This window comes from Macrococcus sp. CoH-51_TC_04, from assembly GCF_058188655.1.
Window position 1 is genome coordinate 32,322 of record NZ_JBVGOY010000006.1, and the last position, 25,438, is coordinate 57,759.

The 25,438-nt window shown below is 35.9% G+C and carries 29 protein-coding genes and 1 riboswitch; of the genes, 22 read left to right on the top strand and 7 right to left on the bottom strand.

Going from position 1 to position 25,438, the window contains the following annotated elements; translation table 11 throughout:
* The first annotated feature begins 1 nt into the window (after nt 1).
* The 11 genes from ACZ2V4_RS06940 (at nt 2) to ACZ2V4_RS06990 (ending at nt 10,113) form a co-directional block, all read left to right on the top strand.
* The gene (locus ACZ2V4_RS06940) at nt 2-331 is read left to right on the top strand and encodes a YuzB family protein (protein ID WP_120785956.1); all 330 of its coding nucleotides are present in this window, start codon (nt 2-4) and stop codon (nt 329-331) included.
* Between the two features lie 163 nt (nt 332-494).
* Entirely contained in the window at nt 495-1,607 is a 1,113-nt protein-coding gene (locus tag ACZ2V4_RS06945) for an ATP-grasp domain-containing protein (RefSeq protein WP_283722218.1), read from the top strand.
* A 10-nt stretch (nt 1,608-1,617) separates the two neighbouring features.
* Nucleotides 1,618-2,733, top strand: coding sequence for a peptidogalycan biosysnthesis protein (locus tag ACZ2V4_RS06950; RefSeq protein ID WP_419895163.1), 1,116 nt, complete (start codon nt 1,618-1,620; stop codon nt 2,731-2,733).
* Between the two features lie 72 nt (nt 2,734-2,805).
* Nucleotides 2,806-3,285: a GNAT family N-acetyltransferase gene (locus ACZ2V4_RS06955; protein WP_015912328.1), complete on the top strand. Its 480-nt coding sequence runs from the start codon at nt 2,806-2,808 to the stop codon at nt 3,283-3,285.
* An 11-nt stretch (nt 3,286-3,296) separates the two neighbouring features.
* Nucleotides 3,297-4,052 carry a 2-keto-4-pentenoate hydratase gene (locus ACZ2V4_RS06960; protein WP_490514659.1) on the top strand — a complete coding sequence of 252 codons (756 nt, stop codon included), beginning with the start codon at nt 3,297-3,299 and terminating at the stop codon, nt 4,050-4,052.
* A gap of 165 nt (nt 4,053-4,217) precedes the next feature.
* Nucleotides 4,218-5,513 carry an HD domain-containing protein gene (locus ACZ2V4_RS06965; protein WP_490514660.1) on the top strand — a complete coding sequence of 432 codons (1,296 nt, stop codon included), beginning with the start codon at nt 4,218-4,220 and terminating at the stop codon, nt 5,511-5,513.
* Nucleotides 5,514-5,524: 11 nt separating this feature from the next.
* A complete protein-coding gene (locus ACZ2V4_RS06970) occupies nt 5,525-6,025 on the top strand; it encodes a YwhD family protein (RefSeq protein WP_219493267.1) in 501 nt (166 codons plus the stop codon).
* A gap of 181 nt (nt 6,026-6,206) precedes the next feature.
* Nucleotides 6,207-6,614: a YwiB family protein gene (locus ACZ2V4_RS06975; RefSeq protein WP_219493266.1), complete on the top strand. Its 408-nt coding sequence runs from the start codon at nt 6,207-6,209 to the stop codon at nt 6,612-6,614.
* Nucleotides 6,614-8,269 (top strand): arginine--tRNA ligase, encoded by a 1,656-nt coding sequence (gene argS / locus ACZ2V4_RS06980; protein WP_219493264.1) that lies wholly within the window; start codon nt 6,614-6,616, stop codon nt 8,267-8,269. The genes ACZ2V4_RS06975 and argS overlap by 1 nt, the downstream gene beginning before the upstream one ends.
* Before the next feature lie 64 nt (nt 8,270-8,333).
* Nucleotides 8,334-9,179, top strand: a complete 846-nt coding sequence (locus ACZ2V4_RS06985) for a heme/hemin ABC transporter substrate-binding protein (RefSeq protein WP_490514661.1) — start codon at nt 8,334-8,336, stop codon at nt 9,177-9,179.
* Nucleotides 9,169-10,113: a FecCD family ABC transporter permease gene (locus ACZ2V4_RS06990; RefSeq protein ID WP_490514662.1), complete on the top strand. Its 945-nt coding sequence runs from the start codon at nt 9,169-9,171 to the stop codon at nt 10,111-10,113. Before ACZ2V4_RS06985 ends, ACZ2V4_RS06990 begins: the two co-directional genes overlap by 11 nt.
* On the opposite strand, the gene ACZ2V4_RS06995 is transcribed toward ACZ2V4_RS06990, so the two are convergent.
* Nucleotides 10,069-10,608, bottom strand: coding sequence for an NUDIX hydrolase (locus ACZ2V4_RS06995; RefSeq protein WP_283722214.1), 540 nt, complete (start codon nt 10,606-10,608; stop codon nt 10,069-10,071). The genes ACZ2V4_RS06990 and ACZ2V4_RS06995 overlap by 45 nt on opposite strands.
* A gap of 70 nt (nt 10,609-10,678) precedes the next feature.
* On the opposite strand from ACZ2V4_RS06995, the gene ACZ2V4_RS07000 reads away from it, so the two are divergent.
* The 4 genes from ACZ2V4_RS07000 to ACZ2V4_RS07015 are packed head-to-tail and all read left to right on the top strand — an operon-like array spanning nt 10,679 to nt 13,541.
* On the top strand, nt 10,679-11,302 hold the full coding sequence (locus ACZ2V4_RS07000; protein WP_490514663.1) for an HAD family hydrolase: 624 nt from the start codon (nt 10,679-10,681) through the stop codon (nt 11,300-11,302).
* Nucleotides 11,299-12,012: a hypothetical protein gene (locus ACZ2V4_RS07005; RefSeq protein ID WP_283722213.1), complete on the top strand. Its 714-nt coding sequence runs from the start codon at nt 11,299-11,301 to the stop codon at nt 12,010-12,012. Before ACZ2V4_RS07000 ends, ACZ2V4_RS07005 begins: the two co-directional genes overlap by 4 nt.
* Nucleotides 12,013-12,023: 11 nt before the next feature.
* The gene (locus ACZ2V4_RS07010) at nt 12,024-12,800 is read left to right on the top strand and encodes an alpha/beta fold hydrolase (protein ID WP_413475347.1); all 777 of its coding nucleotides are present in this window, start codon (nt 12,024-12,026) and stop codon (nt 12,798-12,800) included.
* Between the two features lie 12 nt (nt 12,801-12,812).
* Nucleotides 12,813-13,541, top strand: a complete 729-nt coding sequence (locus tag ACZ2V4_RS07015) for a class I SAM-dependent methyltransferase (RefSeq protein ID WP_219493253.1) — start codon at nt 12,813-12,815, stop codon at nt 13,539-13,541.
* Nucleotides 13,542-13,568: 27 nt separating this feature from the next.
* On the opposite strand, the gene nrdG is transcribed toward ACZ2V4_RS07015, so the two are convergent.
* Nucleotides 13,569-14,051 (bottom strand): anaerobic ribonucleoside-triphosphate reductase activating protein, encoded by a 483-nt coding sequence (gene nrdG, locus ACZ2V4_RS07020; RefSeq protein WP_419895157.1) that lies wholly within the window; start codon nt 14,049-14,051, stop codon nt 13,569-13,571.
* Entirely contained in the window at nt 14,048-15,883 is a 1,836-nt protein-coding gene (gene nrdD, locus ACZ2V4_RS07025) for an anaerobic ribonucleoside-triphosphate reductase (RefSeq protein WP_490514685.1), read from the bottom strand. Before nrdD ends, nrdG begins: the two co-directional genes overlap by 4 nt.
* A gap of 302 nt (nt 15,884-16,185) precedes the next feature.
* On the opposite strand from nrdD, the gene ACZ2V4_RS07030 reads away from it, so the two are divergent.
* A complete protein-coding gene (locus ACZ2V4_RS07030; protein ID WP_419895156.1) occupies nt 16,186-17,184 on the top strand; it encodes a Rho termination factor N-terminal domain-containing protein in 999 nt (332 codons plus the stop codon).
* Between the two features lie 25 nt (nt 17,185-17,209).
* The gene (locus ACZ2V4_RS07035; RefSeq protein ID WP_101039928.1) at nt 17,210-17,461 is read left to right on the top strand and encodes a hypothetical protein; all 252 of its coding nucleotides are present in this window, start codon (nt 17,210-17,212) and stop codon (nt 17,459-17,461) included.
* Between the two features lie 53 nt (nt 17,462-17,514).
* On the opposite strand, the gene ACZ2V4_RS07040 is transcribed toward ACZ2V4_RS07035, so the two are convergent.
* The gene (locus tag ACZ2V4_RS07040; protein WP_219493250.1) at nt 17,515-17,685 is read right to left on the bottom strand and encodes a hypothetical protein; all 171 of its coding nucleotides are present in this window, start codon (nt 17,683-17,685) and stop codon (nt 17,515-17,517) included.
* A gap of 261 nt (nt 17,686-17,946) precedes the next feature.
* Here ACZ2V4_RS07040 and ACZ2V4_RS07045 point away from each other — a divergent pair, with 261 nt between their 5' ends.
* Complete coding sequence (locus tag ACZ2V4_RS07045) at nt 17,947-18,693, top strand: TcaA NTF2-like domain-containing protein (RefSeq protein WP_219493249.1); 747 nt, start codon at nt 17,947-17,949, stop codon at nt 18,691-18,693.
* 37 nt (nt 18,694-18,730) lie between these two features.
* Here the strand turns inward: ACZ2V4_RS07045 and trhA are convergent, their stop codons facing one another.
* Entirely contained in the window at nt 18,731-19,399 is a 669-nt protein-coding gene (gene trhA, locus ACZ2V4_RS07050; protein WP_219493248.1) for a PAQR family membrane homeostasis protein TrhA, read from the bottom strand.
* 447 nt (nt 19,400-19,846) lie between these two features.
* Between trhA and ACZ2V4_RS07055 the strand changes: the two genes are divergently transcribed.
* The gene (locus ACZ2V4_RS07055; protein ID WP_219493247.1) at nt 19,847-20,881 is read left to right on the top strand and encodes a LysM peptidoglycan-binding domain-containing protein; all 1,035 of its coding nucleotides are present in this window, start codon (nt 19,847-19,849) and stop codon (nt 20,879-20,881) included.
* A 38-nt stretch (nt 20,882-20,919) separates the two neighbouring features.
* On the opposite strand, the gene ACZ2V4_RS07060 is transcribed toward ACZ2V4_RS07055, so the two are convergent.
* On the bottom strand, nt 20,920-21,186 hold the full coding sequence (locus tag ACZ2V4_RS07060; RefSeq protein ID WP_219493246.1) for a hypothetical protein: 267 nt from the start codon (nt 21,184-21,186) through the stop codon (nt 20,920-20,922).
* 68 nt (nt 21,187-21,254) lie between these two features.
* Nucleotides 21,255-21,354: riboswitch (SAM riboswitch) on the bottom strand.
* Nucleotides 21,355-21,396: 42 nt separating this feature from the next.
* Nucleotides 21,397-22,014, bottom strand: a complete 618-nt coding sequence (locus ACZ2V4_RS07065) for a thermonuclease family protein (RefSeq protein ID WP_219493244.1) — start codon at nt 22,012-22,014, stop codon at nt 21,397-21,399.
* A 138-nt stretch (nt 22,015-22,152) separates the two neighbouring features.
* Here ACZ2V4_RS07065 and ACZ2V4_RS07070 point away from each other — a divergent pair, with 138 nt between their 5' ends.
* The 3 genes from ACZ2V4_RS07070 to ACZ2V4_RS07080 all read left to right on the top strand — a co-directional run bounded on the left by ACZ2V4_RS07070 (nt 22,153) and on the right by ACZ2V4_RS07080 (nt 25,300).
* Nucleotides 22,153-23,112 carry a YeiH family protein gene (locus ACZ2V4_RS07070; protein ID WP_283722212.1) on the top strand — a complete coding sequence of 320 codons (960 nt, stop codon included), beginning with the start codon at nt 22,153-22,155 and terminating at the stop codon, nt 23,110-23,112.
* Between the two features lie 117 nt (nt 23,113-23,229).
* Complete coding sequence (locus ACZ2V4_RS07075) at nt 23,230-24,666, top strand: EVE domain-containing protein (protein ID WP_219493242.1); 1,437 nt, start codon at nt 23,230-23,232, stop codon at nt 24,664-24,666.
* A 484-nt stretch (nt 24,667-25,150) separates the two neighbouring features.
* Nucleotides 25,151-25,300, top strand: coding sequence for a hypothetical protein (locus ACZ2V4_RS07080; protein WP_219493241.1), 150 nt, complete (start codon nt 25,151-25,153; stop codon nt 25,298-25,300).
* Nucleotides 25,301-25,438 lie beyond the last annotated feature (138 nt).

The following is a 25,438-nucleotide window of genomic DNA, read 5'->3' on the forward strand; positions in this document are numbered from 1 at the left end:
AATGCGTAATAAGTTTCAGGTATGTGATGACTGCCAAGGTGTGTGTTTAAGAACGTTGTTACCAAAATTAGAAAAGTTAGATCCAGATGCTGAAGTGGAAATTGCATGCCAGTCTTACTGCGGACCAGGACGTAAGAAAACTTTTGCATTTGTGAATAATCGCCCGCTTGCAGCACTTACTGAAGATGAGCTGATGGAGAAAGTGAAGAAACGTCTTTCTCAAAAACGTGATCCAGAAGAAGAGGCACGTTTAGCGGAGCGTAATGCCGAACGTAAACGCAGACTGGATGAGCAGAACGCGAAGCTAAAAGCGAAATTAAATAAAGGTTAGATGTACTAAAGCACAGAAAATGAATGATATTTTCTGTGCTTTTTTATACTTTTAAATATACAGCTTAATATTCCACATATTTCTTTAATGCAAATTAACACGTGTTTAATATCTCTCTGTTACGATAAATATAAAGTGTCATACATGAAAGGTGGAAGATTTCGTGAATATATTGATTACTGGTGCTCGTGCACCAATTTCGTATGAAGTAGTGCAACAGCAGGTCGCGCTTGGTAGAAAGGTTTACCTATCGGACTCTACGAAGAAAGTAAGTATTAAGAAGTCAAAGTTTATTGAGCAATTTATAATAACCACTTCTCCACGATTTTCTACAGAACTCTATATTCAGGATATTAATGATATTATCGACACATATCACATTGATCTTGTTATACCATTGAATGAAGAGTCGTTCTATCTTTCTTATATGAAATCACAAATTAATGCACCTATTTATGTTGAAGAAATTCAGAAGATGCTTTCAGTACATAATAAATATAACTTTACAAAGTTAATCGATGCGATGGGATTTAAAGTCCCGGATACAGAATATATTATGAATCATCAGGATTTAACAGAGTTTATGAATGATTACCCGGGAAATGAATATATTGTTAAGCAGCCATATGGACGCTTCGGACAATCCGTACGTAAATTATCACGTATGGAGTTAGAGAATCAGCGATTAATCGAATTTCCGTTTATGATTCAGACATTAATTAAAGGGACAGAATGGTGTTCTTATAGCTTTGCGTATGAAGGAAGAAGTTTAAGTACATCGTTATATTTATCGAACACACATGATAGTTACAATTGTTCAACACACTTTCATTCGCAGAAAAATGAGACACTACAGGAAATTATCGAAAGCGTTATTCGCAATTTAAACTGGTCATATCAAATCGCATTTGATGTGATTCATTGTGATACAACCGGTGAATATTACTTTATTGAGTGTAACCCGCGTGCAACTAATGGTGCCTTATTTATGCAACCTGAAGTATGGGAGTTAAAGTCGTGCACACCGAAATATGAAGCGCGTCAGCTAATATTCGTATCCCTCTATAACTTCATTATGCGACCTAAGAAACATAACTTAGAACGTTTGAAGTACGGCAAGGATATATTCTGGCATCCGAGTGAAAAAGGGATATTCTTTGAGCAGCTTATCAGTGGTGCGCAGTGGTGGTTAACAGCGAAGTCACTGAAGACGACTGTGAATACGATTACGACTTATGATATTGAGTGGAACGATGACCTTATGACAAAGAAATAGAGGATTGTGTATGACATTCTATAGCACTTATACAGAGATACCATTTGAACAGATTGTTATTGGCATTAAAGAGCGTGAATATTTACGTTATATGATGGAAGGTATTACGCGTGGCATCAGGAATGTGCATGCCCGTGTAGAAGTTATGATATTGAATGGACAGCTTATCCCGTTCAGCATTAAAGACGGCGGAATGAATCAATCGTGGATTCATTCGTTTAGGGGTCAGTATATTGATGAAATGGTAAGCGAAACAAACCGTATGAACCTGCCTGCATATTTAAAACCTGTAACGAATGCAATGCTTACAGTCGGGCGCTTTGTGCTGAATCCAGCATGTGAAAAAACAGTAACGGTATTCCCTTCTTTTATGTCGACAACAATGTATGAAGGGTGTGAATTTGACCAAATTGAGTTGATTACAAAGCTGCTATCAGAGCGTTATCCAAAGCATGCCATCTGCTTCCGTACATTAAATGATAAATTTCATAAGCATGAAATGAAATTGCTTAATAACGCGGGTTACGAACGTCTTATATCTCGAGCAGTATACATATATGATAGCAATGAACAGCACAATAAGAACGAACGTAAAGATTTAAAGAAAGATATTAAGAAATTTAATAAGAGTGGATTAACATTTACGATGACGCTTGAAGATGATGACTTTGCGCAATTAGTTCCATTATATGAACAAGTATATTTAGATAAGTATTCTCATTTTAATCCACACTATACAGCTGAATTCTTTAAGTTTATGTATGAGTCTACGAATTTGCAGTGGTTTGTCTTAAAGGATGAAGAGCGCATCGTATCGTTTATGGCTGTACAGGAAGCGGGGAACACATTATTTCCAGCTTATTTTGGTATGAATCAATCCATTAAACACCTCTATTTTATAACGAGTGGATTGTTATATGAATTTGCTAAGCGTAATGGATATGCTATTAATAACAGTGCAGGTGCCAAAGATTATAAATTAGCGCGAGGATCAAGACCATATCTAGAATATCATTATATCTATATTAAACATCTCTCTCCGATGAAACAGTTGAACTATTTAACGTTTATTAAGTGTGCGACAACAATAGGGACTCCAGCTTTAAAGCGAACACAGTTCAATTAAGTTGTCGTGCAATTCTGATAATTAAATGGTATAATTAAAAGATATTAATTTTTTAAACTGAAGTAGGAGAGAATGGAAATGGTAAGTATTCGTAAAGCAGCACAAGATGATATTGTTCAAATCAAAAATGTGGTCACAAAAGCATGGCACGATACATATAAGAATATAATGACAGCGAGCACAAGTGTTCAATTTTTAGAAGCATCGTTCAGCACTTCAAGACTAGAAAAGAGAATTAAAGAGACACTATTTTTAGTAGCGGAAGTAGATGGAGAAATCGTAGGATTCGCAAATTTCATCTACGGAAAAGCTCTGAATTTATCTGCTATCTATGTCTTGCCAGAGCATCAGCGTCATGCGATCGGTAGGGCACTCCTGCATAATGGTCTGTCTTATTTCGACACGTATGATGCAGTCTTTGTTGAGGTTGCACTGGACAATGAACGTGCAACGAAGTTTTATTATAGAGAAGGGTTCGAGCTTGTACGTGAGTATGAAGAAGACATTCTTGGTGAGAAAGTATTATCTGGTCTGCTTAAAAAGACATTATAGGGAGTGTTTTTATGAGTAGCAATCAATATGTTGAACCATTGTTTGATGCATATCAGCAAAGAAAGGTGCTAGAAGAACATATTGTTCCTGAAACGATGTCTCTAGCAACAGCATATGATGTACAGCATGAGGTTTTGAAATTAAAAGAGCAAACAGAAACGTTAAAAGGCTATAAAGTTTCTCTTACGAGCGAAGAGACACAGCGTATGTTTAATAGTGATAGTCCATTATATGGTGCGATGACAGATAAAACGATATTATCGGAACGTGTCGCTCTAGGTGAATTCAATGAAGGATTACTAGAACTTGAACTCGTGTTTATTGTGAAAGGAACATTAGAGCAAGGAGATAGTGTATCTGATATCATGAGGAAATGTGTTATAGCACCAGGAATTGAACTTCCGGATGCGCGTTATACGAATTGGTTTCCAAATATGAGCGTAGCCGAAATTGTTACTGATAGCGCCGTGAGCGGAGCCGTTGTCTTTGGTGAAGGTAAGGTTTGCAGTTATGATGACATTAAAGATATAAAAGGAACACTATATTTAAATGATGAAGTGATTGCTGAAGGGCGTTCGTCTGAAGTATTAGGACATCCAGCAGAAAGTGTGAAATGGCTCGTTGAAGCGATTGCTGAATACGACAGAAAACTTACACCAGGAATGTTTGTCTCATCTGGAACATTTATTTTGCCAAAGCGTCTTGAAAAAGGGATTTATAAAGCGGTCTATGAGACAGTAGGCGAAGTAAAGATAGAAGTCCAATAAAAAAGCTCTGCATATGCAGAGTTTTTTATTGGGCTATTTTTTTGTAAATAGGGACCCATTAAGAAACATTGAATATTTCTTAAAATATTATAATAATTCTTAAAAATTATAGATATCAACATTCTATGATAAGATGAAGTTGATAAGAATGTTTAGGAGGACCCTATGAGCTACCAGTTTAAGAAAATGCCTGAAGAAAAAGTTTTTAAAGATCCCGTACATCGCTACATACATGTCCGCGATCAGATTATCTGGGATTTAATTAAAACAAAAGAATTTCAGAGATTGCGTCGCATAAAGCAGCTTGGAACGCTCTATCTGGCATTTCATTCTGCGGAGCATTCTCGCTTTAATCATTCATTAGGTGTCTATGAAATTGTACGTCGCATGATTGATGAAATCTTTATGGGACGCTCTGCATGGAATGAGGAAGATCGTCCGTTAGCACTGTGTGCTGCATTACTGCATGATTTAGGACATGGACCATTCTCACATTGCTTTGAGAAAATATTCGACACTGATCATGAAGCGTATACGCAAAAAATCATTCTTGGACTTACTGAAGTCAATGAAGTGTTATCTAGAGTGCATTCTGACTTCCCTAAAGAAGTGGCGGATGTAATTAATAAGACACATGCAAATAAGCTTGTCATATCTATGATTTCATCTCAAATTGATGCAGATAGAATGGATTACCTTCAGCGCGATGCATATTATACAGGGGTAAGCTATGGTAGTTTCGATATGGAACGTGTGTTAAGGCTGATGCGTCCGACAGAAGATGAAGTTGTGATTAAAGAAAGTGGTATGCACGCTGTAGAAGATTATTTGATGAGCCGTTACCAGATGTACTGGCAGGTCTACTTTCATCCGGTAAGTCGAGGTGGAGAAGTACTACTTAATCGCGTTTTTAAGCGTGCCAAGCTACTGTATGACGAAGGATATAAGTTTAAAGAGCCGCCAAAATATTTAGTACCGTTCTTTAACTCGAAGGATGTTGATGTTACACATTATTTGAAGTTAGATGAGATGTTGATTAACTATTATCTTCAGGAGTGGATTGATGAAGAAGATGCGATACTGAGTGATTTGTCTCGCCGTTTTGTTAATCGTGATCTCTTTAAGTACTTACCATTTGACGGTAGCCAGATTACCATTGCAGAGCTGACTGATTTGTTTGAAAAAGCAGGAATTGACTCTGAATACTATTTAGTATTTGATGCTTTCAGTGACTTACCCTATGATTACAACCGACCAGGCATTAATAAACGAAAACCAATCCATCTGCTAACACGCAATAACAAAATTAAGGAAATCAGTATGCAATCTGTTATTATTAATAGTATTACCGGGTTAGATAGAAAGGATTATAAGCTTTATTATCCGAAAGAGCTTATACTTAATATTCGAGATCCAGAATTAAAAGGATCCATTATTAACTTACTCAATGAATTAAATTAGAGGTGAAAAATATGGCAGATTTTCAGTTTAACATTATAAAGAATGATCCATTAGATGGACATAAAGGCACTAATATCGGTGCAATAAGTCTTGATAACGTGGCACCTGTATTTATTGATATTAAAGAGCAGCATGCCTTTATAGATATCGGAGCGATGCATGCAAGAAGTGAAGTTGAAAAACGCGTGAAATGGGTCAGTGATAAATCTGAAACAGAAGGTCCAGATCAACAGGAATACTGGCTCGTATGGGTGACAACTGAACGTGGTGAACGAGGACCATATTATGCAGGCGTCACAGCATGCTATATGGCGGTGAACAAAGTGCGTAAGCGTGGCTATAAAGTGATGGCAGAACATGTGAATATGATGGATAAATCGATGAAACACCACTATATCCTCGAACATATTGATGCAGACAGTCGTCGTGTATTAAAAGAATTTTTAATGCAACATGATGCACGTATGTGGGAATTGTCTGATGATGCATTAAAAACGATACTTGCAGAGTAAAATTTGTCAAAATTATGACAATTATGAACTTCTGATTTAACGGTTGTTTTTTTTGCTTAAGAGAAGTAAGATATGAATAGCTATAAAAATAGCTAGGACACTAAAGAAAGCAGGTATTTTTATACCTGCTTTCTTTAATTTTTTATATAATATAAGCTATACTAAAAGAGTGGTGAACAGTATGGACATTGATATTCATGTATTGCAAAGTATTAAGACTGAAGAAGAGACTGAAATGTTTGAAGTTAACACAGTTGGACAACTGATCGACAAGCAGCATTCATATATTACGTATACAGAGAAGCTTGATAATATTGCAACAAGCGTTCGTGTAAAATTAGAGGAGAATCGTATCCGGATTCGGCGTATCGGCGAATTATCGATGGATTTCTTATTTGTACCTACAGAAACAACGCAGAATATTTATCATATGGCAAATCAGAAAGCTGTTATGGATATAACGACAAATCAGCTCGTTATAAAAAGAGAAGGCACATCTGGCCATATCTATATACAATATTCAATCACAACAAACAACACGGTCATAGGAACATATTCTTATGAACTGACATATAAGGAGAGAGCATGATGAATATCGTACAAAAGCAGAAGGAAACGTTAATTGAAGAAATAAAGCAAGCCATATTAAAAGCGGAACTTGTAACAGAAGTGCCTGAAATAAAAATTGAAAATCCAAAAGATACAAAAAACGGAGACTACGCAACAAATATTGCGATGGTATTAACAAAACTCGCAAAGCGTAATCCAAGAGAGATTGCACAAGCCATTGTCGACAACTTAGATGTTCAAAAAGCAGACGTATCAAAGATCGATATTGCAGGGCCTGGATTTATTAACTTCTACATGGATAATGCGTATTTAACAGGAATTATTACAGAAGCATTAACGAAAAAAGAAGATTTTGGAAAAGGTGAGCCGAAGGATGAACGCATCTTAGTGGAATATGTATCTGCGAATCCTACAGGTAGCCTCCACATCGGACATGCGCGTAACGCAGCTGTAGGAGATACGTTATGTAATGTGTTATCTGCTGCAGGATATGATGTGTTACGTGAATACTACATTAACGATGCTGGAAAACAAATTGAAAACTTGGCATATTCAATTGAAGCTAGATTTTTACAAGCGTTAGGTGAAGACAAAGCGTTACCGGCTGACGGTTATCATGGTAAAGATATTATCGAAATCGGTAAAGATCTAGCAGAGAAGCATCCTGAATATAAAGATGTTGAGGAAGCTGAACGTATTAAAGCATTCCGTAAACTTGGATTAGATTACGAAATGGAGAAGTTAAAGAAAGATTTAACGGAATTTAATGTACATTTCGATAACTGGTTCAGTGAAACATCGTTGTATGAGAATAAAGAAATCGATAAAGCGTTAGAACAGATGAGACAACACGGTTATATCTTTGAAGAAGACGGTGCAACTTGGTTACGTACGACGGAGTTCGGCGATGACAAAGATCGTGTACTGATTAAGAAAGATGGTTCTTATACGTACTTCTTACCGGACATCGCCTATCACTATGATAAGATTGAACGAGGCTATGATACGTTAATTAATTTATTCGGTGCGGATCACCATGGTTATATTAATCGATTAAAAGCATCACTTGAAACATTTGGTGTTGATTCAAAACGTCTTGAAATTCAAGTCATGCAGATGGTACGTCTATTACAAGATGGCCAGGAAGTGAAGATGAGTAAACGTACAGGGAATGCAATTACCCTTCGTGATATTATGGACGAAGTGGGAATTGATGCAGCACGTTATTTCTTAACGATGAGAAGTCCAGACTCACACTTTGATTTCGACATGGAACTTGCGAAAAGTGAATCTAGTGACAATCCAGTTTACTATGCACAATATGCACATGCGAGAATATGCTCGATGTTACGTCAGGCGAAAGAAACAGGTATCACACCAAGTCGAGACGCGAACTATGCTTTAATTACAAATGAAAAAGCATTTGAATTATTAAAGCGTGTCGCAGACTTTGAAAGTGTTATTGAGCAAGCTGCAGAACACCGTGCACCACACCGCATTACAAATTATATACAGGATCTTGCAGCACATTTCCATAAGTTCTATAATGCTGAAAAAGTATTAACAGATGATATTGAAAAATCAAGTGCACATGTAGCAATGATTGAAGCAGTTAGAATTACATTACAGAATGCATTGACATTAGTGGGTGTGTCTAGTCCAGAGAAGATGTAATTCCTATTAAATATGAAGGGTGGAACATTTAGTTGTCCCACCCTTTTATTACGAGGAGCCTAAAATGAAAAGAATAATTATTCTATTGATAACTTTATGCGTATTAACGGGATGCAACGGACAAACAAACAAAGTAAAGGAAGAACGTATTATTTCATTGATGCCGAGTAATACTGAGATCCTTTATGCACTGGGTATGGAAGAAGAAATGGTCGGTGTGTCAACCGTTGACGACTATCCCAAAGAAGTTAAAAACCTTGAAAAATTTGATGCGATGCAGTTGAACTACGAGGCGTTGTTAAAAGCAAAACCGACGATAATCTTTGCACATGAATCGATGACCTCTCAAGAAAAGGTCTTAAAGCGTCTAAGTGATAAAGGAATTACGGTGGTAACGGTAAAAGATGCTCAAAACTTCGATGAAATGTATACCAGTATCGATCAGATCGGTAAAGCTATACATAAAGAAAAAGAAGCGAATCAACTTGAAGCGAAAATTAAAGAAGATATAAAACAAGTGATTGCTGAGTATCACAACAAACTGGCTGATAAAAAGGTATTAGTAGAAGTGTCTCCGGCGCCTGAGATTTATACAGGTGGTAAAGGGACGTTGTTCGATGACATGATTCACCAGCTCGGTAGTGTCAATGTCTTCCATGATATCAATGGATGGCAGCCAGTAAATTCAGAGGCCATTATTAAACGGAATCCTGATGTCATCATTGCAACAAGTGACTTATCGGATGAAGCATATAAAGCTTCAGTAGAAAAACGTGGGGGATTCAGCAATGTGAATGCAGTGAAGCATGGTGCTGTATACACGATCCATGAGGATGAAATTTCAAGGCCGGGTCCACGTATCGCACAAGGATTAAAGGAACTTGCTGAAACGATAGAAGATGCACAATAAACATTTGTTTTGTATCATATTATGCATCATTTGTGGTCATTTGTTCTTTGATAATGGATGGCTAGATTTAACGGATCCACTTAATCGGTCTATATTATTGGAAGTACGAATCCCGCGTGTCATTATGGGAATTGTTGCAGGTACTGTTTTGTCGTTAAGTGGTTTAACTTTTCAGATTATATTAAGGAATAATCTTGCGGACAGCTTTTCCCTTGGTATTGCAAGTGGTGCCAGTCTTGGTAGTGCATTTGGTGTAATTACAGGACTGTCGCTTGTGATGATTGCGGTCAGTGGAATCGTGATAAGTTTAATCACGTTGCTCGTTGTAATACTGCTTAGCATGATGATTAAAGTAAGTCATCAGTCGGTATGGGTTGTGCTAACTGGAATGTTCATTAATCTGTTCTGTTCTAGTGTACTGTATATGCTTATACTTTTTGTTCCTGATAAAACTAGGGATATTATGAATTATCTTTTTGGCACTCTTGATAATGTATCTTTGAATGAAGTGATCATTGTACTCCCTGTCAGTATCATAGGGATACTATTACTTTATTATTACCATAAACCGTTAGAATTATTGTCACTAGGGCAGGAGCATGCACATGTATTAGGATTAGAAGCCACGCGTTTTATGTATTTATTATTAACGATTGCAAGTATTACAACAGCAATTTTGATTAGTTTCACAGGTATTATTGGATTCGTCGGAATGGTTATTCCACCATTTGTGCGTTTCTTTATGCGTGGAAATTTCTTAAGTAAAATGCATACGACAGCCTTACTTGGCACTATACTTATATTACTTGGAGATTTCCTGGGAAAAGTTATCGTGCCTCCTGTACAAATTCCAGTGAGTATCATGATGTGTCTCATTGGATTGCCTTTATTATTCATTACTACAGTCAAACAAATGAGGATATCTCGAGATTAATTGCATTAAACTCGCAAGTGTCAGCGCATTGGTAATTTCACCATGCGCTATTTTTCTGTGTATTTCTGATAAGGGCACATGATATACAGTGATATCTTCAAATGTTTCTAGCTTATTTGTCGCTATATAATATGCATCCTTCACATATAACGTATAGAGATGATTTGTAAAAAGTGCTGGATTAGGGTGCATCGTGCCAATAATTTCAGGCGTACCTGTATAACCTGTTTCTTCTTCAAGCTCGCGCATTCCGGCTGTGATAATATCTTGTTCTTCTATAATTCCTCCGGGTAACTCTAAACTGTAATCTTCGATACCGATTCTATACTGATGAATCATAATGATATCATCTTTACATCGTGCGATAATATTAATCCAATGTGGTGCCTCAATTTGATAGAATTCAGCAGTATTTGAGTAATAGCTAAATTGAGCGGTCATGACTTTAAAGACCTTATAATCTTGCTTTCCAATTAATTTTCTTTTTGTCCACATCGTTTCTCCCTCCTTTTTATATGATAACAGTGTATCAGATAGGGTATAATACTGCTAACGGAGGGATAATATGGTTAAGGCTATAATATTTGATATGGAATCAGTATTGTTAGATAGGAAGTTATCACTTGAGCGTTTTTTAGATGCACAGTATGAATATTACAGAACTTACTTTATTGAAGTGCAAAAGCAGGATTTTATCAACTACTTTATAACATATGATAAAGAAGGTGCAGTTCCGGTTAAGCGTGTGTATCAGGCTGTTATTGATAAGTTTGGTATTACATACATTGAAACACGTGAGCTTATGCAGGATTATACGTTAAATTTCCCTAAATTCGCTTCAGAAACTAATAATATGAAAGAAACCGTGACCAGACTGCAAAATAGAGGTTATAAAATTGGAGTGATTGCCACCGGTGAGTATGAGCATGAGCGTTATATTATCGATGTTCTGGGTATAGAAAATTATATTACGCATACAATCATTACAGAAGAAAATACGATTGGTGAAACACAGTTGATTGAGATGTGTCGTTCATTAGACACACGCCCTCAAGATACATTATTTGTAACAGGTGATGAAATTGTGGATGCAGTCGGTACAGGAATACGACTGATAAATACTAAAGAAATGAAAACACATACAATGATAGAAATATTAAATATTTTAGACGAGGAGACGATTACATGACAATGATCAATTGGAACGAACCTGCAAGCGTAGAAGGTGGAATATTTGAGAAGATAGAAGTAAGTGCTCCTGTAACTGTAACTTCGAGCATTGAAGCAAATGAAATAATGATACATGAAACAGGAACCCTCACTGTACAAGGAAAAGTCAATGCACCATTTATTCGTGTTTCTGGTACATTGAATATAGAAGATACCCTTGAAACAGAGCAGCTGACAATCGATAAAGATGCAGAGCTTAGAGTGAATCGTGATACAATATCCGCATCTATTCATAATAAAGGGCGTCTACAGACTGAAGGTGGACTGAGAAGTGAAAAATTCGATTCAACAGGGGTAGTGGTTGCACGTGGACCAATAAACTCGGAACGTTTTAGGTCAACAGGCTCATTACAGCTCGATAATGATCTGACAGTGCAAGCGGCGGAGATTATTGTCAGTGAGGTCAGTAATATCCGTTATTTAAATGGCGAGGAAGTACAAGTGAAAGCAGAACGTGAAATGTTACTACTTAAAGACAAAGATTCGAGATTATCAGTAAGAGCAATCGATGGTTCGGTCGTGACGCTAGAAAATGTTGTTGCAGAACTTGTACGTGGAGATAATGTTACAATTAAAAATAACTGTACAATAAAGACAGTAGAGTACACTGAAAATTATAATTATGATGAATCATCAGATGTACATGAATTTGCGAAGATTATAAGATAACGAGGTGTTTTATGGAGCTTGCATTAACAAATAACGATGTTGCAATACACTATACAATTAGAGGGAAAGGTTATCCGCTTGTCATGATTCATGGCCAATTTATGAATACGTCAATGTTTGACGCATTTAACGATGCCTTTAAAGATTTTCAATTAATAAAGATCGACCTAAGAGGGCATGGCCTGTCTGATAAACTCACGTCGATAACAATGGATGGTTATATTGAGGATGTGCTAACAGTTCTGGATAAATTGTTTATTAAAAATGCACATTTCATGGGCTTTGGCCTCGGTGGAATGGTTGCAGGTAGTATCGCTGCAAAGTATCCAGAGTACGTGAATCACCTTGTAGTTATGAGTATCGGTCAACAGAGTTATTACGAAGCAGAACAGAAATTTCATTCCAAGTATGCAAGTATACTAAGAACATTATCACGCTCTAAGCGTAACGAAGTGTTGATGGATTATATGTATCATGATGTTAAGGCTATTAAGAAATATTATAAGAAAATGATTGAAACATCTAATGGACTGACAGACAAGGAAGAAGATGCAGTAATATTATCTACAATTGATTTTAATGTAGAAGACTTTAAGTCCATTACAGCACCGACGCTGATTTTAAATGGGAAGTATGATGAACTTATTCCTCAAGATGAAGCTGAAACGATACATCAATATATCTCGGGTAGCAAACTTATTACATTTGAAAAGAGTGGGCATGCGATGCTGTTTGAAGAAAAAGAACACTTTGAAAAAGAAGCTTTGGATTTCTTGAAACAAGAATAAAAGGGGAAAAATATGGATAAACGATACGATGACACCTTATTCCAAAACTATAGTGAGATGGAACGTTCGAAAAATGGATTAGAGGCCGCCGGTGAATGGGAAGCGTTTAAATCATTGTTACCCAATCTAGAAGATGCAGCGGTATTAGATTTAGGGTGTGGTTATGGCTGGCATTGTCAATATGCAGTTGAGGCTGGTGCTTCAAAAGTAGTAGGAATAGATGTTTCTGAAAAGATGTTAAAACATGCCAGGCAACAACCTGATGCCGATAAAATAACATTTCTTGAGCAGTCTATGGACGAAATGCATTTTGAGCCCCACGAGTTTGAAGTAGTGATGAGTTCACTTGCCATTCATTATATGCCTTCATTCAAAGATGTCGTTGAACAAGTAAAAGAAGTGCTCACGATTAATGGCACATTTATTTTTAGTATAGAACATCCTGTTTATACAGCTGAAGGCTCTCAACAGTGGATATATGATGAGGAAGGGAATAAATTATATTGGCCGGTAGACAATTACTATAAAGAAGGAGAACGTGAGACGAATTTTCTTGGAGAAGAAGTTCGTAAATACCATCGTACATTATCACATTATTTGAGTGTGCTGATTGATAACAACTTTGTTATTAAGGGCATTGATGAACCTGAACCTAGTAAAGATATGCTTGAGTCCAATCCTGAAATGAAAGATGAACTCAGAAGACCGATGATGCTAATTATATCTGCTAGAAGAAAGTAGTAATAAATACAATGCACACCCTCCAATTCATTTGAAAGGTGTGCGTTTTTTACTTAAGTCGTGTATTCGCTGATTAAGAGAACCTCTAAACTTTAAGTTATGTCTATAAAGAGACTTTACAAAGGGTCCATCAATGAGGACATCAATATCATCTAATATAAACGCAAAAGACGAACGTGATATCCATTCAATCATATAACCGGACCAGAGCCATATGTCTTTAGAATGTCCGAAATGTTCTCTTACTGAACGTATGAGTTCGTGTGTAAGTTCAGCATTCTGCAATGGTTCTCCACCGAGAATAGAAAGACCTTGGATATAGTCGTGGTCTAATAATGCTATAATTTCAAGTTTAAGCGCTTCTGACCAAGGCGTACCTTTATGGAAGTCCCATATACTTGCATTGTAACAACCTGGACAGTGAAAATTGCATCCTGAAATGTATACGCTGACGCGTACACCTTCACCATCAACCATTGATGCTGGCATAATCTTTGCGATATTGCTCATACTGAACACATATGTTTAACTCGAGATTGTATTTCCTTATGACGGCCTTTAATCATCGGTCGTTTAAGTGGTTGTCCTAAATAACCGCAAGTGCGCTTAATCACATCGGTCGTTTCAGGATCAGTATTATGGCAGTGCGGACACATAAAGCCATCTGCAGTCGCTTCGAATTCCCCTTCAAACCCACACGCAAAACATTTATCAATCGGTAAGTTCGTTCCTAAGTAACCGACTTTATCATAGGAATAATCCCATACTGCTTCAAGCGCTTTTAAGTTATGCTTCAAATCAGGGTATTCACAGTAATGTATAAAGCCACCTAACGAATGTTTTGCAAAGCGTTGTTCAAATGTCAGTTTCTCAAATGGAGTAACGGCCTTTCTTGTGTCGTAGTGAAAGGAATTCGTATAATAGCCTTTATCCGTAATATGCTCTAACGGACCAAATTTCTCGTAATCTAAAGTGCAGAAGCGGTGTGTAAGTGACTCGCTTGGTGTACCATATATACTGAATTGTACGTCGTACTGCTCCGTTAATTGTGCTACATACTGTTTCATCGTAATTAGTACTTGCTCCACAAAGGATTTAGCTTTCTCATCAGTTTCCCAGTTCGGGTGGAATAAGGCCGCTCCGACTTCATACAGTCCGATATAACCGATACTTATAGTTGCTCGTCTTTGCGTGAATAGTTGTGTAATATCATCGTCTGGACGCAGTAATTTACCGAATGCACCGTGTAGATAAAGTATCGGTGCATTTTCAGGGGTAGCATCTTTAAGGCGATGGATACGATATAAACAAGCATCTTTTGCGATGTCTAATCGTGTCCTTAATATGGATAAGAACTGTTCTGTATCCCTTGATTCGAGGGCGATTCTGGGAAGATTCAACGTTACAACACCTAAATTACAACGACCGCTATTAACAATCTGCCCATCTTCTTCGTATAGATTTAAGAAACTGCGGCAGCCCATCGGTACTTTGAAGTCGCCGATGAGATCGGTAAGTGCTTTGTAATTCAATATGTCTGGATACATTCTCTTAGAAGAACATTGTAATGCAAGCTGTTTAATATCGTAATTTGGATCTCCTGCTTTGAAATTAATGCCGTCTTTAATACTGAAGACAAGTTTAGGGAATATTGCAGTAACCTTTTCTTTACCTAAACCTACTAGTCTATTACTTAGAATTGCGCGCTGAATCATTCTCGCATAAACATCTGTACCAAGTCCAAAACCAAATGTTACAAATGGAGTCTGACCATTGCTCGTATATAAAGTGTTTATTTCATATTCTAATGACTGCATTGCATCATATATATCTTTTTCTGTCATTCTCTTAACATAGTCATCCTGCAAATGCAGCGTAATGAACTGCTCAGCGTTACGCCTGTGCTTTAATGCGTTAAGATGAGCAAATTTGCTCAATACTTCATCGATACGATCTATAGAACAGCCGCCATATTGGCTACTGCTAACATTCGCAATAATCTGACTGATCTGTGCTGCAGCGGTTTGAATGGATTGTGGCGGATTGACATGTGCATTTCCCATAATAAAGCCGTTCTGTAACATGTGGCCGACATCTATTAAACAACAATTTGTCATAGGTTGGTAAGGATGATAATCTAAATCATGAAAGTGGATTTCTCCTTTAACGTGAGCGTCCTTGACATGCTTAGGTAACATGCTTAATCCAATATGACGTGCGACAGTCCCTGCGGTTAAATCTCGCATCGTAGTGAATCGCTTTGGATCTTTATTTGCATTCTCATGGATTACGTCACTCACTTCATTTGTTAAACGGGTGAGATCTTCTTGTAAACGTTCTATAACTTCACTCATATTCGTACTCCTTATCACTATATATAGTATTTGATTAATATATTATCACTATATAATGTGCTTTTTTGGATATTCACAATTACTACAATAATTCGTCATAATTCCTTTGAATTGCGTGATTTTTGGTACAAATAATTCAATTTGTACGTTAGAAGAAAGTGATGGGTTAAGATAGAATTGCTTTATCTCATTGCTCTTATGATTCAGAAAGTTTTATATAGAATTTATTTTTGGTACAATTAAGTAAGTTTGCATGTCTGAATGAAGACGATTATTATACGGAGGCATATATGACACATAATGTTCAGAATTTAACATGGTATTTAGAGTCATTATCTAAAGAAGAACTTAAAGATATTTGCAGAAATTTTGATATTAAAGGATTTTCTTCAAAGAATAAAGATGAACTTATTGAGTTGATTCAAAGTACGTACTTTGAAGATGACCAACTACTGACACGATTATTACAAGAATTATCGAGCGATTATAAGCTCATCTTTTATGAGCTTGCAGTAAGTGATAATGAAACTGTGAGGTTTAATCGAGATATTCCGGATACATTATTTCTATTCTATCCTGAAGCAGATGAACATCTCGTAATTCCAAAAGATGTGAAACAACATTTCAAGCAATTTATCGAAACTCATCCGGATATTAACAGTGATATCCAGCTGATAGAGTTCTATCATAGTGCGTTCAATTTATATGGATTTGTAAGTTTAAAGCAGCTCGCAAAACTTCAATATAAATATAAAGGACTTCAAAAAGATGAACAGACAATCAAAGAAGAAATAACACGCCTATTACCTGAATATAAAGATTTAATTCAACATAGAAGTGTTAAACATCGCGATTTAGCACAAGTTAACTTGAATATGAAAGCTTTAACGCATGGTAAGAAGTACTATGAGCCAGCTACTGAATCGGAGTTTCTGAACTACAAAGATCCTTACTTTACTGAACCATCAGAAGCGATAGAGGCACTGAGAACATTGTTAGATGACATGGTAACAGAAGAATATAGAGGAACATATACAGCACAATTAATCACAGACACAATTATATTTGGTCTACGTGCAAATGATACACCGGAATTCATATTGAAGCATATACAGCAGATTGAAAATAGTGGATTTTTAAAAGTAGAGGATCTTACATTACCTGAGTATATCGTTCGTGCGATCATTGATACACGTCTTTGGTCTTTAAATGGGCATAAGACACAGCAGAAAAAGGAACGTAAAGTCGTTCAGGTTAAACAGAAAAAGAAAAAAAGAAAGAAGAAATAATATACACTGAGGAGGAAAAGTACCTTTGAATAAAACAACTACAACAATTTGGAATAGAGCATATAATATATTAAATATTGCTGTTATTTTTATGATTATCATAAGATTAGTAACACAAGTAAACCTGAATTTATTAATCGTATTATCTTTCGCAGCACTATTGATATTAGGATTACTAGATAGTCTCGATAGAAATGCATTTAAAGAAAATATGTTCAGACACGTGTTCGATCTTATACTGCTTATATTATTTAGTTCACTGTATTTTGGAGGTTAATCGCATTATGAAATAAAAAATTGTGAAGAATGTTGGATATTCTTCACAATTTTTTATTGTTCAGGTAAAGGAGAGACATCTACTAGTCGCACAGTATCATGACTCACAAACTGGAGTTCGTCGAGATAAATTGTAATATAACGTAATAATCGAAGTAAAGTTTGTTCGTCATTATTTGTTTCCATGATACGATTATAGTTGAGCGCACTACAACGCAATCGCATAAAAGAAGGGGCCTCCTGGTACTGTAAATTTCTATATATAGTACAGCTCCATTTATTATTAAAACGATCGAAGATTTCATAGGCTTTTAATGCTTCTATCGTAGGCACCTCCTTCTATTTTATTAGAATATAACATGTAAAATGAAAAAATAATACATTAATATAAAAATATGATGTTGCACAATATATTTGCGTGATAAATGTCACAGATCAGAAGTTGAGAAGATTGTGATATTATAAAGCTAATAAAGGGGGATGCTTATGAAATTAATAAAGTATCAATGGCCATTAATAATATTATTACTTACAGCATGCAGTCAAGATGACAATCAAATAAGTAAGACAGTGAAAAAAAGTACGACAAATGCACAGGAAAGTGTACCTGTTAAGCAGATTTATAAAGTAGCATATAAGGATCTTGCTGAGTCAACAATGAAGCAATTGATGAGGAAAATGCCGGAAGCATATAATATACGTAAATATCAATTAATTCAGCCTTATATTAAAGCGGGTTCAGAAGCGGATAAGTATATTAAAAATAAACTGAAGACAGGTATGTTTGATAATTATCAGATTCGATCATATAACATTGAATCTATAGAAGAAGATAATAAGCATCACGTCCATGTAAAGGTATCAAGAATAATGAAATCTAATGGAACAAATAATATTGAAAGTAAAGTGGTCACTGTATATGATCTCTCTTATAATAAAAAACATAAAAGAATGGAGGTTTACGACTTTAATGATTATAGTGTGACGCCTGTAGTAAAACAGCGCACACAGCAAGTTGCAAATATTGATGGCGCAATAGAAAAAGTCAGAACAGAACATATGGCACGTTTAATAAAAGAGAATCCAGATAAACAGGTCGTCTTAATTGCTGGAAATGATGAAGAAGATGCAGGTGGCAGTTATTTCAAAGTGAAAGCAATAGATAAACATAATAATTTTTTAATCCAGACGTTTAAAATATATAAACATAATGGATTGCTAGTCGGAGAATAACAAGCGTGACACGAGTGTTTGCTCGTGTCACGTTTATTTATTGTATAAAATAAAGCAAAGCGATGAAATGACATAAAGCACCTAGGATTATAAAGAAATGCCAGATCATATGGAAGTAGTGACGGTTTTTCTGTGCATAGAACCATGCACCTATCGTATACATTAACCCACCGGCGATGATGAGCAGTATAAAAGTCAAACTTGCTTTACTGATTAACGATGGAAACAGTACGACACCAAGCCAGCCCATTCCTAAGTACATGGCAAGGCTAATTTTTGGATTCACATGTTTTGCTGTTGCCTTATAGACGATACCAACAATAGTAATAACCCACTGGGTGATCATAATTGTGATGCCGAGCTTCCCTCCAACCAGATTTAATGCGACAGGTGTATATGTGCCGGCGATAGCGATATAGATCATCGCATGATCTATGATTCTCATCACTAATTTATGAACAGACTTCGGTGGCATTAAGTGATAGATAGATGATGAGATAAACATTAGGAATATGCTGATTAAAAACACACTGATACCGAAAGAAAAAAGGCTACCGTGCTGTACATATGACTGTACCGCAAAATAAGGAAGAGTAAATAAGATGAGTAGGGCAGGCACACCATGAGATACAGAGTTACCAATTTCTTCTCCGAATTTTAGTTCTTTTATGTCATGGAAATTATATTTTGGTGCAGTAGGCTTCATACAATTCATCCTTTTTCTTAAATGATGAGACAATTATATCATGGTTAACGAATAGATACGAAAATTAGCCAGAAAATGATAAAATAATGAACCTCATATATAATATTGCAAAATTGTTACAAGTTTTATTGATATGATAGTAAAACAATAAAATTTAATCAGAATATTGTATTATTAATACTTATCGTAACAAGGAAATGTAAAGATTGTTATTGAGATACTTAAAAAATGTCGAAATGTTATAATGGCTTTATTTTAATGAATCGATCTAATTATTGATATATCAACGTTTTTCAAAGCTAAATGTTTTAATAGGTATATGTGCTAAAATAGTTCGTTTTTGGAGAAAACTTTAAAATTGAAAGGAAACTGTAATATTATGCATATATATTTTGTGTAATAATATAAATATCTTATTTTTTAACAATTATTATACGGAGGACTTGTATGAAGAAGAAATTAACTTTCGCTGCTATAACAGCTACAGCCGCCGCATCAGCTTATTCTTACCAAGCAGACGCAGCGGAACACAGAGTCAAAGCTGGGGAATCACTATGGTCTATTGCCAATCAATATAACACATCAGTTGCTCAACTTAAGACACTGAACAACTTGTCTTCAAATTTGATTTTTCCGAATCAATCATTACAAGTATCAAGATCTGTAAGCAATACAAGACCAACTACTGTACAAACAGTGAATCGTCCTGCAGTACAGAGTGGTGGGAAGATACATACTGTAGTATCTGGAGATAGCTTATCTTTGATAGCGTATCGTTACAATACATCTGTAAATGAACTTATGCGTCTGAATAATTTAACAGGATACTTAATTTTTCCTGGGCAAAGACTTAAAGTATCTGGAACTACAACGACAACGGCAGTATCCACAACAAGGCCAATTGCAGTGACAAGTAATGCAACATCCCATGTTGTGAAGCCTGGTGAGTATTTATCTTTAATTGCTAATCGTTATGGCATCACCGTTGCACAACTTAAATCATTGAATGGTCTGACATCAGATTTAATATTTCCGAATCAGAGATTAGTTGTTAAAGGTAATGGAGTACAAAGCACACCTACTGTGCGTCCGGTAGCATCACATGCGCCTGTTTCAACTACAGTTACCAATTTCGTTACACCGGTATTTGCACATTCTAATTTATATGATAACGGACAATGTACATGGTACGTGTTTAATAAACGAGCATCCATGGGAAAAGGAATTTCTACTTATTGGTGGCATGCACGTAATTGGGCAAATGGTGCGATTAAAGACGGTTATACTGTAAATAAAACGCCGGCCTATGGTGCGATTGCACAAACGTCTGATGGATATTATGGACATGTTGCTTTTGTTGAAAGAGTAAACGCAGATGGCACGATTCTTGTTTCAGAGATGAACTATGCAACGGGTGTAGGGGTGATTGGTTACCGTACGCTTAATCAATGGCAAGTATCAAGATATGTATTTATACATTAAAAAAGAGATAGCGTCTGCTATCTCTTATTTTATTCTGCTTAGGAAATACTGTGAAGTGCTTGATACTTATCGATGAGTTGTTTTTCGATTCGTGCGAGTTCGATATGTAACGATTTGATTTCATGGCGTAATAGAAATTCATCGTTACGTGCATCTGCCTCATCATACTGATCATTACCGAGTTGGCGTTTCAGTTCTTTTATTTTGTTTGTTCGTGCAATGCTCGCTGCATAACTAGTTGGTGTAATGCTGTTCCATTTTGTGAGTTCCTGCTTTAATGCTCTATAATCTTCTAAATTTCTCATGATTAACGCTCCCTTTTTATTGTATTGAAGATAAAAAAACAACGCCTCCTATAAGAAGCGTTGTAAGGTTCTTATAGTCGGATTACTCCGCAGGAATTAGCACCGTGTTCTTGCGAACCGGTTGCTGAGATATCATTGGGCCTGTCCCTCAATCTCTCTTTATAAGAATGCGTTATTTAATTATTTTCTATTCCATTATAACATATTTTCTTATGATGTGAAGGCGGACTTTATTCCTTTGATTAATCCATCTATCGCTGCATCTAGTATGCGATGCAGTGATTCTCTAATCTTCAGCATAATATCTGTCTCTTGCTGTCTTTCTTCTTTAGTAGAATTAAAACCTTCTCCGTCAACGTTCACATATCCTTTAAGAGACCATATTTTTAAACTTTCAGCTTTGGCCTTTCGTTCTGCCGCCAGCATTCGATTTAAATAATCTTTCTGTTGATACACATAGCCGACTCGAGCGTATCCTTGTCTGACCAGCTGTTCATTAATCATTGTATTACCACAGTAAAGATAGACTAACTCTCTCCCGTATCGATCTTTCTTCCCTTTTGTGTCGTATTGGACACTAAGATCGCAAGTCTTTACAAGTGATTCTGTATAACGTGCCGCTTCAAGAGCATATGGCTGAACGGGTGTATTTGGTTTTTTTGACTCAGGCGTATCAATGAGTAATAGACGGACTGTCTTTTTGCGGTTATTAATTTTCAATGAAACTGTGTCTCCATCAATAGCACGATCGAAGGTCGCCGGTACCTTTGGCATATCACTTTGAAAGGATGAAAAGTTTAATGTGAGAAACAATAATAATAAATTCAATTTAAAACCTCGTTTTTAGCAATATCCTTTAATTATAAACAAACATACGTTCGTAATCAATAGGTATAATGAATTCGTGCTTTAGATATCATCACATGTTAGATATAATAGACTCAACTAGAAAGTGGAGGCGATGTGATGAAGGTTAAAGGAGTGTTTTTGTGTCTATTGGTCGCACTGATTGCCACATACTTGGGTTATATTTTCCCGTTAGTTGGTAGTATGATCTTCAGTATTATTATTGGTATAATCATAGGCAATTTAATAAATACAGCACCTTATGAAGAAGGTATTAAGTATAGTGGTAAGAAGTTACTTCAATACGGCATTATTCTGATGGGATTTACGCTTAGTTTTAAAGCAGCATTGAGTCTAGGTGCATCATCCTTTCCACTCATCATCACGAGCATCGCTGCCGCTTTAAGTGTGGGTGTTTTAGTGGGCAAGTTATTTGGTGTTAATCAGCGTTTAAGTACTTTAATTGGCGTAGGCACAGCAATTTGTGGGGGATCAGCAATTGCAGCAGTAAGTCCAATAATTAAAGCGAAAGATGAAGAGATTGCATTTTCTATTGCTACAATTTTCCTATTTAACATTATTGCAGTATTTGTCTTTCCGACAGTCGGTCACTGGTTACAATTTAGTGATACAGGCTTTGGATATTTTGCCGGTACAGCGATAAACGATACGAGTAGTGTAGTTGCAGCAGGTTATGCATTTAGTGAGGATGCTGGAGATACAGCAACGGTCGTCAAACTTGTACGTGCACTTATGATAGTACCGATTTGTTTAATATTCGCATTATTGCAGGCAGGTCAATCTTCTGTAAATTTAAAAAAGGTCTTCCCTTGGTTTATATTGTATTTTTTCATAGCGAGTATCGTTGCAAGTATTATTCCGATACCGGAATATATCACATCATATATTAAGACTTTATCTACATTCTTAATGAGTACAGCTTTAGCTGGAATAGGTATGACGGTAGATATAGGCAAGTTTTTCAAAGTTGGTATCAAACCGCTAGCGTTAGGTGCAATCACATGGATGGTTGTAATCGTAATGAGTTTAGTCATGCAGCAAGTATTACATATATGGTAGGTGAGTATAATGAAAAAGAAACTGTCATTTTCAGTGTTACTTGCGTTTCTTGCAGTATTATTTAAGAAGGATAATGTAAAATAAAAAGAATTATAAGTGGATTTAGGAGGAATTTGTGTGAATTATTTTTGGTTGAATTGCGGTTATAATAGATTTAATCATTTTGAGGATTTGATGAACCAAGTCTCAGTTTTTGATTCGACAGTGCATTTTAATCCGAATGAGGGATACCAGGCATTTAAACGTGCAAACCCTGGAGATCGCGTCATCTTTTACCTTGTACAAAATAAAATTGGTTTACTTGGGGCTGGAGAAGTACTTAAAGTCGAAGAGCCAAGACGTGGACAAATTAAAATTCATTTTAAATATGATACAAAGCTTGCACCTTTTACGAAAGACTATTTAATTCGAGATGAAAATTTAAAAGAGACGATACAAAGCATGAAAGAGCAGTTGCTGAATCCGATCTCAGAAGCGGACTATAACAAAATTATTAATGTCGGCCAGTATAAAGAAAAAATTAACCGTTACTTCTTAATGAAAGAAGAAATACCATTTGAATCAGGTATGGAGTATACCATTTATGTCAGCAACGTTAACGGTGTACATCGTTTAGGCTATAAACATTATGGAGAGATGCAACCAGAAGATAAGGTCATTATCTATAAAACGAAGCCGGAACGTGGGATATATGGTATTGCAGAAGTCGTTAAAGGAAAGCATGGGAATAAACCTGTACCCGGGAGGACAGATGCAACTGCAATTATCATTAAATATATCGAAGATGTGACACCTCGAACAATTTATGAATTAGATCGTGAACTGATGTTGCGTGCACAATATTTCTTAGACGAAAAATGGAATGAATCTGTGACAGAGATTACTAAAAATCAATATCAAGCCATGTTAGAACCTTCTGAAACGAAAGCGACGCCTACAGCACCTTCCATAAATGAAGTGATAGAAACAGCACAATACAGCGCGCGAAAAGCAGCAATGGATAAGAAGTTCTTTGAAGCAAAGCGATTATCAGATACAACAAAAAACATTGCATTAGAACAACATGACGTAACAGTGCAGCAAAAGCTCTTTCATATCTTCAGTCTGCCACAGCATGTAAACGGGATGAAAACAGTTGTTAAATTTATGAAATTAGATGCGCATGCAGTTAAATTATTTATTGCGGATGCAACTTGGAAACAAGCAAACCTTTACGGGGAATATATTAAGTCAGGTCAACACTATACATATAATCGCGGAATCATCACTGAAGCACTTGCCACTGAAGTGCCAGATACAATTATCATAGAGCATATTGACCATGTGACGACTGAGCAACTTAAACCATTAGTTTATGCATCACAAGGAACGACAGTATCGCTGCCTGTGCTAGAAGAACAACAGCGTGCGACAATTGGACCAGTTGGAAGCGGCGCAACCTTTGAAGTACCAAAAAATTTTAGGGTTATAGGAATTACAACCTCTGATGTGACAGAATTTAAAGCTGCATTTCCAGAGTATATTACCGCAGCAATGAAATTCTATAAATATTAAAAAATTCTTAATTAATATTTTTTATGATATTACATAATGATATTTATATTGATTTAATGTGATGGAAAGTTGTGATTAACTCGATATCTTCTACATATACATCTTAGTTAGAGTCAATACTCAATTTACTACACTTTACTATTGCTGAGTTCAGCCGCTAAAAATATAAAATCTCCAGAAGTCGCTAACGAACGTTCGAATCAACCCTGAGATATAAAATATTTAAAAGCACTAAAACATAGGATGCGAAACTCCTGATTTTTAGTGCTTTTAAATTTAAGTAGAGAAGTAATGAATACGATGATAAATAAATCAAACGAGAATAAGTGACATGATAATAGCGATACCACTGAATATTACTTTACCCCCCCTTTTTAGTTTTCCATTCTTTATACATTTGGTTATATTTTGTAATATAATTGTAATTTGAATTTTCTGATAAAATAGGTATACTTATTATAGCATGAAAAATAGGAGGCCGTTTATGGATGTTTTAATGCAATTAGATATGTATAATAATTTATTCCTCCAAATGTTCGTGGGCCCTGATAATGCAATTGCTGCCTCATTTATTACTATGATTGGCATGGCTATTACAATTGTTGTAGATAAACTTAAGTCAGATGAAAAATAACAAATATTTTGATAATCTTCCTATTAAAAAGATGTTTTATAGGAAGATTTATTTTTTTGGAGTGATTTGAAAAATTATTATAGATTTTTCTTCTTTATTACTTTAAAATGTAACAAGAAAGCGTTTTCACAAAGGGGA

Coding starts and splice junctions, on each gene's coding strand:
- ACZ2V4_RS07005 (WP_283722213.1), top strand. CDS start 11,299: ATGACAATGATCAATTGGAACGAACCTGCAAGCGTAGAAGGTGGAATA.
- ACZ2V4_RS07060 (WP_219493246.1), bottom strand. CDS start 21,186: ATGAGAAATTTAGAAGATTATAGAGCATTAAAGCAGGAACTCACAAAA.
- ACZ2V4_RS06955 (WP_015912328.1), top strand. CDS start 2,806: ATGGAAATGGTAAGTATTCGTAAAGCAGCACAAGATGATATTGTTCAA.
- nrdG (WP_419895157.1), bottom strand. CDS start 14,051: ATGAGCAATATCGCAAAGATTATGCCAGCATCAATGGTTGATGGTGAA.
- ACZ2V4_RS06960 (WP_490514659.1), top strand. CDS start 3,297: ATGAGTAGCAATCAATATGTTGAACCATTGTTTGATGCATATCAGCAA.
- ACZ2V4_RS07045 (WP_219493249.1), top strand. CDS start 17,947: ATGAAATTAATAAAGTATCAATGGCCATTAATAATATTATTACTTACA.
- ACZ2V4_RS06965 (WP_490514660.1), top strand. CDS start 4,218: ATGAGCTACCAGTTTAAGAAAATGCCTGAAGAAAAAGTTTTTAAAGAT.
- argS (WP_219493264.1), top strand. CDS start 6,614: ATGAATATCGTACAAAAGCAGAAGGAAACGTTAATTGAAGAAATAAAG.
- ACZ2V4_RS07000 (WP_490514663.1), top strand. CDS start 10,679: ATGGTTAAGGCTATAATATTTGATATGGAATCAGTATTGTTAGATAGG.
- ACZ2V4_RS07010 (WP_413475347.1), top strand. CDS start 12,024: ATGGAGCTTGCATTAACAAATAACGATGTTGCAATACACTATACAATT.
- ACZ2V4_RS06985 (WP_490514661.1), top strand. CDS start 8,334: ATGAAAAGAATAATTATTCTATTGATAACTTTATGCGTATTAACGGGA.
- ACZ2V4_RS07070 (WP_283722212.1), top strand. CDS start 22,153: ATGAAGGTTAAAGGAGTGTTTTTGTGTCTATTGGTCGCACTGATTGCC.
- ACZ2V4_RS07015 (WP_219493253.1), top strand. CDS start 12,813: ATGGATAAACGATACGATGACACCTTATTCCAAAACTATAGTGAGATG.
- ACZ2V4_RS06950 (WP_419895163.1), top strand. CDS start 1,618: ATGACATTCTATAGCACTTATACAGAGATACCATTTGAACAGATTGTT.
- ACZ2V4_RS07080 (WP_219493241.1), top strand. CDS start 25,151: ATGGATGTTTTAATGCAATTAGATATGTATAATAATTTATTCCTCCAA.
- ACZ2V4_RS06995 (WP_283722214.1), bottom strand. CDS start 10,608: ATGTGGACAAAAAGAAAATTAATTGGAAAGCAAGATTATAAGGTCTTT.
- ACZ2V4_RS07040 (WP_219493250.1), bottom strand. CDS start 17,685: ATGCGATTGCGTTGTAGTGCGCTCAACTATAATCGTATCATGGAAACA.
- ACZ2V4_RS06970 (WP_219493267.1), top strand. CDS start 5,525: ATGGCAGATTTTCAGTTTAACATTATAAAGAATGATCCATTAGATGGA.
- ACZ2V4_RS07030 (WP_419895156.1), top strand. CDS start 16,186: ATGACACATAATGTTCAGAATTTAACATGGTATTTAGAGTCATTATCT.
- ACZ2V4_RS07055 (WP_219493247.1), top strand. CDS start 19,847: ATGAAGAAGAAATTAACTTTCGCTGCTATAACAGCTACAGCCGCCGCA.
- ACZ2V4_RS06940 (WP_120785956.1), top strand. CDS start 2: ATGCGTAATAAGTTTCAGGTATGTGATGACTGCCAAGGTGTGTGTTTA.
- trhA (WP_219493248.1), bottom strand. CDS start 19,399: ATGAAGCCTACTGCACCAAAATATAATTTCCATGACATAAAAGAACTA.
- ACZ2V4_RS06990 (WP_490514662.1), top strand. CDS start 9,169: ATGCACAATAAACATTTGTTTTGTATCATATTATGCATCATTTGTGGT.
- ACZ2V4_RS06975 (WP_219493266.1), top strand. CDS start 6,207: ATGGACATTGATATTCATGTATTGCAAAGTATTAAGACTGAAGAAGAG.